Raw genomic sequence first — 13,438 nt, forward strand, 5'->3', positions numbered from 1 at the left:
AGCACGTCACCGCGGAGACCACCAAGGGGGTGGGCACAGATGAGCACGACCCCAGCAACCGCAACCCTGATCGACCAGGCTGCCCGTCGGCAGCTGCCGCTCCACCAGTACATGGACCGGGCCACCGTCGAGTGGATCGAGGAGAACCGGCCCGACTTCACGCCGACAGCGCAGCCGGCCTTGGCTTCGGCTGCGCGGAGTCTGCTGAAGCAGTCCGCACTGCCGGCCGCCTGGATGGCGACGCCTCGCGTGTACACCTCGATTCACGGCGTCCGTCACAGCATGCGTACGGCCGCGCTGGCTGCCGTCCTCGCTGGCAGCCACGAGCTCGACGACGCCGACACGGCCACGGTGGTCGTGGCCGCGGCCGTCCACGACTGCCAGCGCCGTCACGACAAGGACGACCAGGGGCACGGGGCCCGGGCGGCCATCTGGCTCGCCGCGAACGCGGACACCGTGTGGGGCCACTTCGGCCTCACCGCCACCCCCCGCCGGATCGTGCAGGCGGCGACCGCCGTCCGCCTGCACGACGTCCCGTACGACGCCTTCACCGCCGACGACTGGCACGACCACGCGAAGGCGGAGTCGCTGGCGGACATCTTGAAGGCCGCCGACGCCCTCGACCGGTACCGGCTGCCGAAGGCCACCTGGTGGCCGGACGCCCAGCACGTCCGCGAGCCGGCATTCGACCGGCACCGGGGCCTGGCCTTCGACCTGGTCCTCACCTCCGAGAAGGCCCACCTGGCAGGGGCCAGCAGCCCCGAGGCCGTCCGCTTCGCGCTGGCCCAGGCAGGGCTGGTGTGACCATGGACTTCCTCGACGCCTACCACCTGTGGGCCGATGCCCACGCCTTCTACGGCAGCGGCCTCATCCCCAGCCCTGCCGACCCCGTCGACCCGCTCACCGCCCAGTCCGCAGCATGGGACCACCGCCTCGCGGAGGACACCCCGAACGGGCAGCTGCTGCGCCGCAACGCCCTCTTCGACGCCCTGAGCGGCGAGGGCAAGCTGCACCTCCTCCACGTCACCCACGCACTGGAGGAGATCAACCAGGAGGGCATGCTCTACCCCTCCGGCGGCTGCCTCGTCGGAAGCATCTACTGCGCGCCGCTCACCCCGGCCGAGCAGGGCTTCCGCATGCACAACCTGGCCTCGTACGTCCTGACCAGGGAGGCGCCGGCCTTCCTGGCCAAGCTCGGCATCACCGACCGCAGGCCCACCCCACTGATCATCGAGATCGACACGCCACCGGAGTCCTACCGAGGGCTGGCCGGCATCGACTACCTCCGGCTGGGCCTCATCCATCTGCAGATCTACAGCCACCTCGAATACCTGCTCAGCAAGAACGAGCGGCACCAGCTCCGCGAGACCGTCGTGGCCCGCGTCAAGAATTCGGCCGCCTTCCTCGCCACCGCCGCCGCCGTGGCATACCAGGGCACAGCCATCGCCCCGGAAGCCTTCCTCCGGCAGCTCGACGAGACCATCCCCCGCCTCCCGATCCTCGGCTACCTCTACTTCGAAGCCGTGGCGGAGTACCTGATGCTCCACTCCACCTCGCGCCACACCCGCCGCCTGGCGGAACTGGGGGAGCTGAACAACTGGCTCTACAAGGAGCTGCTGTTCGCGTCATTCCCCGCTCTGTCCGGCAAGTTCGACCTCGCGAAGTTCCGCCCCCGGCCCGACCAGCTGGCCGCGCTCCTTCGCCGTGTCGATCCCGCCATCGACCCCGAGCACGCCGCCACGTACCTCGTCGAGCGCATCAGCCACCTCGTGGCCGCACGGCTCTTCACCCCTGGCGAGATCCCCGAAGCCTGGCACCACACCCGCTGGGAGTTCGACGCCCTCGCCACCCAGCTCGGCCCGCTCCTGGGCCACCTCATTCACCGGGAACTGCGGACCTTCGGCCGTTACCCCGACTTCTACTTCTACTTCGACCAGTACAAGGCGCTGCAAGCCTGGAACTACTGGAACCACATGGACATCGTCGCCCCGTTCAACGGCACGATGCCCAAGGGCGAGATCGGCATCAACCCGGCCTACCCCAACCTGGCATACCGCATCTGGCGCGCCGAGCAGGACGACACCGGCCACCTCCACCCGGCCGAGGAGCTCTCCCTCACCATCGCCCCGCGCCTGGTGGACATCAAGTACACGCTGATGCGCAACAAGCAGTGGGCCCCGGCCCCCAGCGCCGCGTAACCCGCCGCCGCACCAACAGCACCACCTCACCCCGCCCCCGTCATGATCAGGAGTCCTGTCATGAGCAACTCCGGCATGCCCTCAGTCGACCTCCTCGGCGAGCAGATCGCCTCCCTCCTCGACGACCCGGCCACCACCCACGGGCTGGCCCGCGGCCTACGCGCCGCTGCCCGCGAGATCGAACTCCACCGCTACCACCACACGAGCCGGCGCGCCTGGCCCAACGGCCGCATCGACCTCAAGCCCGCCAAGGTCCAGATCGGCGGCGGCGCCCACCGGATCGACGGCTTCTTCAACATCGACGCCGTCCCGCCGGCCGACCTTCTCTGGGACGTCCGCGAGGGCATCCCCCTGCACGACAACACCGCCCAGACGCTGTTCTCCGAGCACTTCCTGGAGCACATCGACTACCCCCACTCGGCTAAGCAGTACGCCATCGAGGCCCACCGCGTCCTCGCGCCCGGCGGCCAGATCATCACGGGCGTCCCCGACGCCGCTTTCGCCCTCAGCCACTACCCCGGCTCCCTCGACGCCTCCGCCGAGATGATCGAGCGCTGGTACGCCAAGCGGAATTGCCTTGGGGACATCAACACCCAGCTCGACCTCGTCAACCTCGTCTTCCGCGACCAGGACGACGACCCCACGTACACCCAGCACCTATGGGCCTACGACCACGAGAAGCTCGTCCAGCTCTTCACCGAGGCTGGCTTCACCACCGTCGAGCCCTGGACCTTCGACCCCACCATGGCCAACCCGAAACGCCGCTGGGGCAGCGTCTACGTGATCGCGACGAAGTAGCCCGAGAACCGGCGAGCCCCCGGGAGGCACCCCTCCCGCCGCCCGGAGGCCGCCCCTCAGCCCACGGCACACCGCACGCCACCCGGCCACGCCGTCGAGGAAGCCACCCGCATGAGCCAGCCCTTGCCTCCCGTCAGCAATCTCGCGCTCGCAGCCATCCCGAACGCCGTCTACTGGGCCCGTTGCCACACCGTCGACGTACTCCAACGCTGGCACTTCCCCGCCGAAGGCACCGAGGTGGCCCGTCTTCTCGTCTCGGAGCTCGCAACCAACGCCATCCAACACGCACGTCCACTGGGGCCACCAGACGCCGCACTGCCCGCTCCGGACACAATCCTCCTGCGCCTCTGGCCAACCCCGACGGGCGTCGTCCTCCAGGTCGGCGACAACGACCCCCGCCCGCCGACGCCCCAGTCCCCCAGCGACGGCGCCCTGGGCGGCCGTGGCCTCCTGCTCACCGCAACCATGGCCACCCGCTGGGGCTACCACCCCCGCCGTCCCTACCCTGGCAAGTTCGTCTGGGCCGAGGTATCGGCCCGCCCTACGACCGCCCTCACTGAACTGGCTGATGGCCGACTCGATACGACCCCGCTCCTCCTCGGACAAGTCCTGACCGCCCTGCGGGAGCTCTAGAAGACTGCTGGGGACTGTAAAAGGAACGGCCCTGTCTCACATCCGGTGGTAACCGACGGCGAGGTCGATGGGCAGGCTCGCTGCTGCTAACGGAGTCGCAGGTCCGTGGGTTGGCGCGGTCACTCTCAGAACTGGCTGTCCTGTAGAGGTGATGCCAATGCGTACCCGGCGCACCCTCGTCGAGACAATCCCGCGGCACCGTCCGGTTGTGAAGACATCGAGGTCAGGGCGCCCACGGCAGTCGGTGCGTTCAGCTACAGTCGATTTTCACGATCCGTTTCCACCGGGTGTGAGGCGGATCCGTTTACTGGGCAGACCTGGCTGAAGGCCAGCCACGAAGGCCGCTGCCCACCCATAGGGCCTCCACACGTCCCACCGCACGCACTGCGCTCGCATGGCCGTGACGGCAGAGGGGGTCGCGGGGCCCATAGCGCCGGCCTTCTGGGGCCACCGGCGGCGCGGTCGAGGGCTTGAGCAGGCCCAAATGGTCGACTCGGCGTGGCCATCATGGATGCGAGCTCGCCAGGATTCTGCGTGGCGTAGCCGTGCAACAGGCTTTGAAGTTCTATTGTGGGAAATGCTTTGTGCGTTTCTAGGCGAACGTGATCGATCGGGATGCTCTTCTTGCGCAAGATACGAGTGTGATTTCAGCACTGGGCGCCACCCTCTGTGCGTCCACCAGTCTCGGCGGGTCGAAGTTGCAGGCCATTTTCCGGCCCGAGCCACGGCCCGATGGGAAACTCATGCCTCTTCTCCTCGGGCACGCCCGTATCCGGGCGCAGCCGGTATCGTTGGGAGGGCGTGCATACGTATCCCCCGCCTGGCCGTCAGCCCTATCAGGCCGCCATCCCCTCCGCGCGCCCAGTGCACTATTGGGAAAATCCCACTGCTGGCTCGCTAACTCCGATCTACGATGCGCTGTACGCAGAGCACGTTCATTCCTTCCGTGCCCTTCCCGGCGATCGTTCCGGAGAGGAGCATTTGCGATTCCGGCCCTTTTCCCCTGTGCAGGCGAGCCCGTACGGACACGTAGGCGGATACCCAGCCACGGCTGGCTGGCAAGGCGCGTACCGAGCGGGTTGGGGCGCACCCCAACCCCCTCTGCCCTACGCATGGCAGGCCGAGGCGTCTGCCCTGGCTTTTATGCCACCTGCTCCCCGAAGAGGGGCGTGAGACAGACCCGTAACCGGAACGGGAACCCACCAGGTAAGGACTGACGCAACAGTCAGCCGCAGACGACTGCGCCTTCACCGCACGCGCTGTCGCAGCCACCCCGGCGCCCCATCTCCGGCAACACCAAAACTGGGGACGGGAGACCGGCCGGTGCCCAACCAAAGTCCGGCCAGTCCGCCGCCGACGGAGCCCTCGGCCGTCGTGCCTTGATCAACGCATGAGATTCCTCCGGGTTACGGCACGAATACGGCGTGCTCCCGACGCAGGCCCTGAGCACCAGACGCATGAGCGTTGGGACGGTTCTATCCGCCGGTTGGGCCGGCGTTGCCGCGGGTTTCGGTGTGGTGGCGGTCCCTGCGTAGGTCGAGGGTGGCGCAGTGGAAGGAGCCTCCCAGCGCCTGGACGTTGCGGAAGGGCAAGGCGAGCGGAGTCATGTCGCAGGAGACGAGCAGTGCCTGGAGCTTTTCGTCGCGGGCCTCGGTGAGGACGTGCTGGTGGTCGACCACGAGCAGGTTCATGCTGACCCAGGGGCTGGTCATGTAGAGCGGGGGGCTGTCGCGAAGCTCGGGGACAGGGGCGGGGACCAGCTCCCAGCCGTCCATCGGGGTACCGGCAAGCTGGGCGGGATCGAGCCGCTCAGGGTTGTACAGGGCCAGCCCCTCGCGCAGTGGGCACAGCGTCGCGTCGATGTGCATGGCGTGCGGATCGTCCGGCTGGATCAGATGGACGCGGGTGTCGGTGCCGAGTTGGGTGCGCAGGTGTGCGATGCCTGAGCGGTTGGTGACGTGGCTGAGCTGGCCCACGAGGGTACGAGGCCCCAGGCGGAGGAAATCGGCGGCGTCCCAGGCTGGTCGTCCCTCGCCGATCACCCAGTGGCCCGAGCGGGACGGGCCACTGGTGAGGGGGTCGACGGCCAGGTCCACCGCTGACGGCAGCCAGCGTGCACCCGATTGGCGGAATTGTTGAAGGAGTGGCCAGTAGGCGAGCAGTTCGTGGCGGCGGCTGCGCCAGGCCATCGGTGCCTCGATGACACGGTTTCCCATGACGAGCAGTGAGTCGCGCGGCATGGCGGCGCAGTAGCCGTCCAGGCCCGACCAGGGCACGCGACGCGGCCGGTGCACTACTGAGCCCAAGCTCTCCAGCAGTTCCGCGAGGGCTTGCAGCTCGTGCTCCGCGGCTTCCACGATCCAGGGCGGGAAGGGGTGGCCGGGCCGGAACTCCGCCCAGTGCTCGCGGGGCATCGTCGCCTCGATCATGCGGGGGTCCTCGGCGGGGAACATCGCCCCGTACGCCGTGCCGACCACCACTTCGCGTAGTGGACTCCACTCGTCGCACGCGTCCACCACGATCATGACGGCTCTCCCGGGCGGCCAGGGCATCGCTGCCCCCACAGTGGTGCGGTCCGGGCAGCCCACCGATTCAGCGGGTGGTGCGCCCTGGCCATCATTAGCCGCCAGCAGCGGGCAAGGCGATGCCTTCGCTGAGAGTCCACTCGAATCGGGGATGCTGTGTTCGCCCGACAGCCCACAGCGCGGCCCCCCCCCCCATACGCGAAGTGGTCTGCTCGGCCAAGTGTCTGAGCCTGAAGCTCGACCTGCCGATGGAGAGGTCAGACTCTCCGAGGGTCTCGCGTCGATCAGACCGGTGGGCCGAGCCCCCTGATGGTCAGGCGGCTGGAACCCCACCGGTCGCTCGCCCCGGTCGGCGCGCGGCTGGACGAGCTGCTGTGGCAGACGTTCGACGCCATCGGGCCACAGGGTGCCACGGTGACCACGCGGGTGATCGTTGACCGCGGGCGGGCGTGGAACGATCACCGCTCCTGAAGGTGAAGATCGGCGAAGCGGCCACATGCCGCCGGCCGCTCCGAGGATGATCACCGGGTTACGTGCGCGGTCCGCGCACCCCTGTGGGAAGGCACCGTCATGGCCGAGGTAGTCGAGTTCACCTACGAAGCCCCCGAGATCTCCGAGGAGGGGGACATCGTCACCTGGCACTGGGCCATCGTCAACAACGGCACCCAGCCGGTCACCAAGGTGGTGCTCACGCACCGTGTGACGCCGACGGTGGTGTTCGACCGCCTGACCGGGCCCTCCGAGGTCGTCGGCGAGGTCGTCAAGAGCCGATGGGAAACGCTGGGGGCCGGAGAGAAATCCGAGGGCACGATCACCGCCGTCCTTCCCGAAGACCTGACCGGTACGGTGCAGATCAACGGGCGGGTCGTCTGGCAGAACGCCCAGGCGAACTGAGATCTCGCCCAGGCCGCGCCGGGGCCTCGGCGCGGCACGCCCTGTCCTGCTCGCCAGGCCGGGCGACAACGCTCGTGCTCGCGGAGTTGTGCAGGCAGGACGTGCACGTGCTGCCAGTAACAGACGAGGCTGTGCCGGGCCACGGCGCGAATGCCGGGGACCGCGTCCACCATGCTCGTCCTCCAAGTCGACGGCAAGGCATCGCCCTGCGGCCGATGACCCGCCTGACACCAACATGCGGTGGGGTCCCGTCGGCACACAGCCGGACGGCGCCTGAGCGGGTCCATCCCACGGAACTCCGCCCGCGCGGCCGTAGCGAACGGCGGGTTGTGACGTGGATGTTCAGCGCGGCCTACGCCCGTGTGGCGCCTGCAGCTCCTACTGCCCCAGGCGGGCGTTGATCAGGTATGCGGCTTCCTCGGAGAGCCTTTGGCGCCGCTCGTCCTCGTTCACCTGCCGCAGTTCGCCGCGCAGTGCGAGCTCGGTGCGCAGGATCGTCGCTCTGGGCACGGGGACCCGCTGGCCCGGCTTTTCCGTGAACGGCTGAAGTTCTGCCGCCAGGGTGTGTGCGTCGTCCGACGTGCCACGCCGCAGTGAGAGGAACACCCGGGCAAGCCAGTCAGCAGGAATCTGCACCATGAAGTCAGTCATGCCGAGGCAACGATCCACGTCCTCGCTCGTGACGGCTGACGACCCCCACGGCCCACGATGGCCGCCATCCGGCCGCGCCGGCGGCGGGGCGGCCCGGACTCGTAAGGTGTGAAGGCGGCTGTTGGTGCCCTCATGGTCCCCGTGGCTGTCGTCGTTGAACCAGTAGTCCCCGGCAGCCAAATAGCGAAAGGAGTGCGTGCTGCTGCTGGGCAGTTCCAGGGTGACAGCCTGCTTGCCGTCCTTGCGGGGCACCGGGGCGTGGATGCCGGGTGCCAGTCATTGAGGCGGGAAGAATAAGACGGCCCCGCGCCCGCAGGGCCGTCTCCCGGCCCTCGGGCGACGTGACATCTTCCACGGCAAGGAGACGGCCTGCTGCGGCCGTCGTTCGGGACGGCCGCGACCCTGGGGCAGAGCCATCCCACCCCGATCCGCGCGCGGGCACCACCCACAACACGGCCCGGGCGTCCTCCGCCACCCAACCGGACCAAGACCTACATCGAATCGGCGTCCGAAGAGGGCGGGCAGACGACCTGAGAAGGGCTCGGGTGGCCGGCTCAGGAGCGGCAGCCACCCCACCCCAGCAGGACACGTCCGGCTTCCGCGACACCAACCTGTTCGCGCCTGTTCGCGTTTTCCTTCGCGACCGACCAACGGCTGGCTTTGTCCACGGGAACGGGAACGGCCAGCACTTGGTCAGTGGATTGGGAGGCGGTTGGCGACCGTGGCCCGCGCTGAATGTCACGAGTTCCGACAGCACCAGGCCTGCTGGACAGGGTCAGAGGGGCCTGACAGCGGCCAAGATCCTTTCCCCACGTACGGCCACCGATTCCCCGGTGACGGCCCCCACCTGCGGCCAGTTACGTTCCCCACGCCCCTACGCGCTGAACACGAGCAGTAACCGCTGATGGGGCTGCCGCTGCGGCCGAGTGCTCTCGTTAACCGCACAGCGTGCCATCTGGCGAGTTGCGTGCATGGTTGGCCGGAAACCGTCTGACCTGTGTTGATGTGTGATTCCTAGGCTGGCTTGATCCACTTGAGCGTGCGCAACTCATCCGCAAAGGAAAAAATTATGGACTCTCGCCTCATCTTCGAGAATGACTACAACCTGGTCGCGAACCCTGATGGGGATGGGTGGCAGTGGGGCGTGAAGAACACGGCGGACGTGCCGCTCGTCTGCGACACCTATACGTGGGCCTTTGCCCCAGCGTTCAACATCCTTTCCGCGTCGGAGAACGTCACCGTCATCGAAACTAACGGGGAGGACGTAACCCGGTTCGCCTTGGTGTTCGGCACGGTCCCGCCGGGAGAGACGGTCTACGCAACCATCCAGACCGACGTGACGCAGGCGTACTTGGACGCAGGAGCAGAGATCAGCACCACGCTGGTCGACGCGGACGAGTAGGGCGTAAGTAAACCGTCATCAGGCTGGCATGGCGGTCGTGTCACGATGTGCCGTTGAATGCGTCATGACGGTTACCAGGATGCAAGGGGTGGGGTTGTGGGACGTGACGGGAGGCGGCGTGGGCCGCTGGTGATCGGTGCGCTGATTGTGGCGACCGCTGTGGTGGCCCTGGGCCTGTTCTGGTTCCAGCCGTGGACGCTGTGGCAGGACGAGACCGTGCGGGATGCGCTGCCCTCAACCACGCCGACCCCAACGGCGTCGGCGCTGGCTCAGGCAAAGCCAGAGGCGAGTTCCTCGCCGTCGGCCCCCGCCGGGCCACAGACAATCGCTGCGGGCGAATTGATCACCCATGAGCACAAGACGACTGGCAGCGTGAAGATCGTCCGTCTAGCCGACGGTTCGCACACGTTGAGGCTGGAGAACCTCGACACCAGCAACGGCCCGGACCTACGTGTGTGGCTGACCGACGCCCCGGTGAAGGAGGGCAAGGCCGGCTGGTCCGTCTTCGATGACGGCAAGTACGTGAGCCTGGGCAAGCTCAAGGGCAACAAGGGCAACCAGAACTACGAGATCCCGGCCGACGTGAACCTCGCCGCATACAGCAGCGTCAGCATCTGGTGCGACCGCTTCGACGTCTCCTTCGGCGCTGCGAGCCTCCAGAACGTGTGACCCAGCACCGCGGCGGCCCGCCGGCATACTGCCGGCGGGCCGCACGCTATCGGGGTGTTCAGGCCCGCTTGACCGTGAAGACGCACCAGGCGGTCCATTCGGAGGCCGTGGAGCCGTCCTTGACCCGCATGCGCCAGCGGTAGTCGCCGTCGGTGAGCTTCCCTTCGGGGAGCTGGTAGGCGGCGTCGTGGCTGGTGTCGCTGGTCAGCTGCTTGCGTACGACCTGCTTCCCGTCCGCGGCGTCGACCTCGAAGGCGACCTTCCGGCGGGGACCGGAGGAGTCGCCGCTGTCCACGGTGCCGGGAGGGGCTATCGACTCCAGGGTCGCGGCGAGCGTCGGCGACCCGCTGGTCACCACCGGCTTGCCTGCCGTGCCCCCACAGATCTGGAATCCGGCGTACGGGCCGTCGGAGATCCGCGGCAGCTCGGGGGTGCGCAGCAGCAGGTCGTCCGGTCCGCCGTCGGCAGCCGCGGTGGTGTCCCCGGCGGAGCCGGAGAGGGCTGACGACAGGGGTGCGGCCGCCGCGCCAATGGCCAGGGCTGCGACGAGGGCGAGGACGACCCTTCCGGGCCTGGCCCGGAAGGTCTTGTTTCGCACACGCATGGCTGTGTCTCTCTTCCTCACGGGTCGGCTACTTGACGTAGAGCGTGTGGCCGGGCTCGGGCGGGGCGATCTGGGTGCACTTGTACGTGGTCCAGCGGTGCTCGGCGACCAGGCGCTTGCCCTGGGCCTCGCAGCCGCCGAGGTTGTTGAGGTCCTCGTACTTGACCCAGTCGGCAGCCGTGTTGGCCTTGAGCTTGTTGGCCGTGACGTATCCAGCGGCCTTACCGCCGGCACTGACGCCGTCGGTGCCGTCCCACCGGTAGTGCACGCCGAGCCAGACACGTCCGACCGCGTTCTCGGTGGCCGCGGCGGAGAAGGTGGTGAACGTCCGGGTCACACCGAGCGCGTTGGGGTCCTCGGTGGTCCCGGTCCACGTCATCTGGTCGGTGCCGAACCAGTCCTGCATGACCTTGGCCCAGGCACCGGCGAAGGTGGCGTGACCGGAGATGTAGGCGGGGAAGGGAGGGCTGAAGTGCTTGCCGTCCCGGTCCTGGGACAGCGGCTGCCAGTTCGGGTCGCCGACGGTGTTCGGGTTGCCGTCGCCGTCCTCACGCACCGCGCTCTCGGGGCGCCACAGGTCGATGTCGGTCTGGTACTTGGCGTCCCAGGCCGTCACCGCCGCGTCGGCCATCGCGAAGGCGGTGAGCGCGAACAGCTTGGCGTTGCCGGCGACCGTCAGACCCTGCTGGCGGGAGAGGATCTGGGTGTGCTCGAACAGCTGGCCCGGCGGCTTGTACGTGCCGTCGAGGTCATTGGCCCAGAACAGCGCGGCTTGGGTCTGATCGGCGGTACGGGTGGTGGAGTCGGCGCGGCCCAGGCTCTTCACGTCGTTGAACTGGTCCGTGTACGGCTGGCTCCCCAAGAGGGTGCCCATGACCGTATGGCCGGCCGGTCCAGCCGGGCGGAACTGGGAACCAGAGGTCATGCCGAACGGCTTGACCGTGCCCCACTGCGGAGTGGCGCCGTTGCCGGTGCCCGTCGGACGCCAGTAGCCGGCCACCGTGCTGCCCGTGTACGGCGCGATCGGGGCCGAGCCGTCGTTCTGACGGGCGGCGATCATCGCGGCGGCGGATTTCTGGCCAACCTCGGTGCCCGCGGCCCGCTGCTCGGAGGTGACGGCCGCGGGGATCGTCGAGCGCGCGGTCGCCAGCGCGGCGTCGAAACCGTACTTCGGGTCCGGATAGACCGACTTCAGAACCTCGTAAGCAGCGTGGTCGATAGCGCTGTTCACGTCCGGCAGAGCGCCGTTGGTCGCCGTGGCCGTGGTGAGATACGGGGCGCCCAGGCACTTGGCCGCGCCTTCGGCGCAGCGGGCGGAGTTGGCCGCGTCGTAGATCGCACCGTGCACCATGGCGCCGGCCCGGGCCAGCGGGCCGGGGGCTCCGCCGGCCGCCTTGTACGTGGCCTGAAGGACGTCGTTCCAGTAGACGACGTGGTCCTTGACCGGGTCGGCCGGTGCCTCGTACGTCACAAGGATGGAGGGGGCGTTGGCGGGTGCGTCGGCCGAGGCGAAGATCTTGAACGCCTTGTTGTCGGCTTCGTCGGTGGCCCGCAGGCCGACCGTGTCCACCGTGCGGCTGTTCTGGGACCACTGCTTGACGAGCGGGGTGATGTCCTCCGACAGCCAGCGCGGCCCGCAGTCACCGTGGCCGTAGGTCTGGGTCGAGGTGGTCACCTTCGAGCGCCAGGTGGGCTGGGTGCTCCAGCGGGTGGCGGCGTCGGCTGTCCCGGTGTCCCAGATCTCCCAGGAGCGGGCCTCACAGGAGTCCGACCACACCGAGTACAGGTTCAGCTCGGCGTTGAGGATGTCCTGGCCGGTGACGGACCCGTTGCGCGGGAAGTTGATGAACGAACGCGCCTCGGTCTTCTGCCACGCACGCCCGACCTCCAGCCCGACGTTCCCGGAGTTGTCCGCCGTATCGCCGTTGCGGACAAAGGTGTCGAAGTTGGTGCCGAAGTACACGGCCGGGTCGATGGTGACCGGGAACTCGGTGTCCGCGTCAGCCAGGAAGCCCTTGTCCGCCGAGACGTTGAGGTCGAACCCCTCGCCGCGCTGTACGACGTCCAGCGCGACCGGGGCGCGATGACCGCCGACCTGGCCGGTCTTGTCGTTCGATGCGTCCCACATGAAGGGGGTCGGCAGCTTGCCGACGGCCTTGCCGGTCTTGGCATCGGCGAAGGAGACGGAGTTGTCGCCGCCTCGGGTGGCCTTGATGCCCTTGGCGCGCACCGGCAGCGTGAACGACGCCGCCCGCTCGGCCGCCGAGCGCTCCTTGACCACGAGGTACTGCTCGAAACCGGTCCTGGTGGCCTCGACGACCAGGTCGGTGGCGGGCAGGACGTTCTCGTACGTGGCCTTGGCGCCCTGGAGCACGGGCTCGGGTAGCGTGCCCTTCCAGCCCAGGGACACGGTTTGCTCGCCGCGGCCCAGGCTGACCAGGTCACCGCCGGCAGCGCCGGTACGGCCGGCGAGCCTGAGGCCGCGGGGGTGGGCCTTGGACCGCACCGAGCCGTCGGCGTCCTTCACGAGCGTCACATCGACAGGGACCCACTGGCCGCCCTCACGGAAGCGGACCGGCCCCGCGAACGACTCCACGGTCATGGTGCCGTCGGGGTTCGCCCACAGAGTGGTGCTCTCCGTGCGTGCCCCAATGACCTCGATCCGCCGGCCCTGAGCCTGCGCGGTGAGGCGGGAGGCTGTCTCTTCGCGGTCCTGGGCGCTGCGCGCGATGGTGTCGCGTTGCCCTGCGGCAGGGGAATCCGCTGCCGCAAGGGAGGGAGCGGCGATGGTCGCCGCGATAGCTCCCTCGGCGAGCAGCAGCAGAGCCAGGGGAACGGCCAGGCCTCTGCCCTGGCGGCGCGTGGCCCGTACTGGTCCTTGGGACCGGCTGGTTGAGCTGTGCACGGTGTCGACTCCTTGCCATCAGAAGTGGGGAACAGACGTGCGGATGCTTCCAGTGGACGATCACCGTGTCCATGCAGGGTCTCGCCGCATGGAAGTGATCATGGCGACGCTGGAATAGGGAACTCCGAAGCGGTGTGCGGGAAGCCCTAAGAGGCATGC

Annotated in this window: 12 protein-coding genes; 8 read left to right on the plus strand and 4 right to left on the minus strand. The window is 68.4% G+C overall.

All coding sequences use genetic code 11. The annotated features are described in order from the left end of the window. The first annotated feature begins 39 nt into the window (after positions 1-39). The 4 genes from OG247_RS21455 (at position 40) to OG247_RS21470 (ending at position 3,629) form a co-directional block, all read left to right on the plus strand. Entirely contained in the window at positions 40-804 is a 765-nt protein-coding gene (locus OG247_RS21455; RefSeq protein ID WP_327253760.1) for a hypothetical protein, read from the plus strand. 2 nt (positions 805-806) lie between these two features. After that, positions 807-2,198, plus strand: coding sequence for a hypothetical protein (locus tag OG247_RS21460; RefSeq protein ID WP_327253761.1), 1,392 nt, complete (start codon positions 807-809; stop codon positions 2,196-2,198). A 60-nt stretch (positions 2,199-2,258) separates the two neighbouring features. Further along, positions 2,259-2,996: a class I SAM-dependent methyltransferase gene (locus OG247_RS21465; protein ID WP_327253762.1), complete on the plus strand. Its 738-nt coding sequence runs from the start codon at positions 2,259-2,261 to the stop codon at positions 2,994-2,996. 111 nt (positions 2,997-3,107) lie between these two features. Further along, entirely contained in the window at positions 3,108-3,629 is a 522-nt protein-coding gene (locus tag OG247_RS21470) for an ATP-binding protein (RefSeq protein WP_327253763.1), read from the plus strand. Positions 3,630-5,104: 1,475 nt separating this feature from the next. On the opposite strand, the gene OG247_RS21475 is transcribed toward OG247_RS21470, so the two are convergent. After that, positions 5,105-6,154: an amidinotransferase gene (locus tag OG247_RS21475; protein WP_327253764.1), complete on the minus strand. Its 1,050-nt coding sequence runs from the start codon at positions 6,152-6,154 to the stop codon at positions 5,105-5,107. 309 nt (positions 6,155-6,463) lie between these two features. Here OG247_RS21475 and OG247_RS21480 point away from each other — a divergent pair, with 309 nt between their 5' ends. Continuing rightward, positions 6,464-6,625, plus strand: a complete 162-nt coding sequence (locus OG247_RS21480) for a hypothetical protein (protein WP_327253765.1) — start codon at positions 6,464-6,466, stop codon at positions 6,623-6,625. Between the two features lie 99 nt (positions 6,626-6,724). Then, entirely contained in the window at positions 6,725-7,048 is a 324-nt protein-coding gene (locus tag OG247_RS21485; RefSeq protein ID WP_327253766.1) for a hypothetical protein, read from the plus strand. Between the two features lie 378 nt (positions 7,049-7,426). On the opposite strand, the gene OG247_RS21490 is transcribed toward OG247_RS21485, so the two are convergent. Next, positions 7,427-7,951 (minus strand): hypothetical protein, encoded by a 525-nt coding sequence (locus tag OG247_RS21490; protein WP_327253767.1) that lies wholly within the window; start codon positions 7,949-7,951, stop codon positions 7,427-7,429. A gap of 817 nt (positions 7,952-8,768) precedes the next feature. Here OG247_RS21490 and OG247_RS21495 point away from each other — a divergent pair. Then, positions 8,769-9,101 carry a hypothetical protein gene (locus OG247_RS21495; protein WP_327253768.1) on the plus strand — a complete coding sequence of 111 codons (333 nt, stop codon included), beginning with the start codon at positions 8,769-8,771 and terminating at the stop codon, positions 9,099-9,101. 96 nt (positions 9,102-9,197) lie between these two features. Then, positions 9,198-9,770, plus strand: coding sequence for a DM13 domain-containing protein (locus OG247_RS21500; RefSeq protein WP_442813362.1), 573 nt, complete (start codon positions 9,198-9,200; stop codon positions 9,768-9,770). Positions 9,771-9,828: 58 nt separating this feature from the next. Here OG247_RS21500 and OG247_RS21505 read toward each other — a convergent pair whose 3' ends face one another. Next, entirely contained in the window at positions 9,829-10,374 is a 546-nt protein-coding gene (locus OG247_RS21505) for a hypothetical protein (RefSeq protein ID WP_327253769.1), read from the minus strand. A 28-nt stretch (positions 10,375-10,402) separates the two neighbouring features. Then, positions 10,403-13,279 (minus strand): DNRLRE domain-containing protein, encoded by a 2,877-nt coding sequence (locus tag OG247_RS21510; RefSeq protein WP_327253770.1) that lies wholly within the window; start codon positions 13,277-13,279, stop codon positions 10,403-10,405. Between the last annotated feature and the right edge of the window lie 159 nt (positions 13,280-13,438).

The organism is Streptomyces sp. NBC_01244 (assembly GCF_035987325.1).
In the GTDB taxonomy this organism is placed as follows: Bacteria; Actinomycetota; Actinomycetes; order Streptomycetales; family Streptomycetaceae; genus Streptomyces.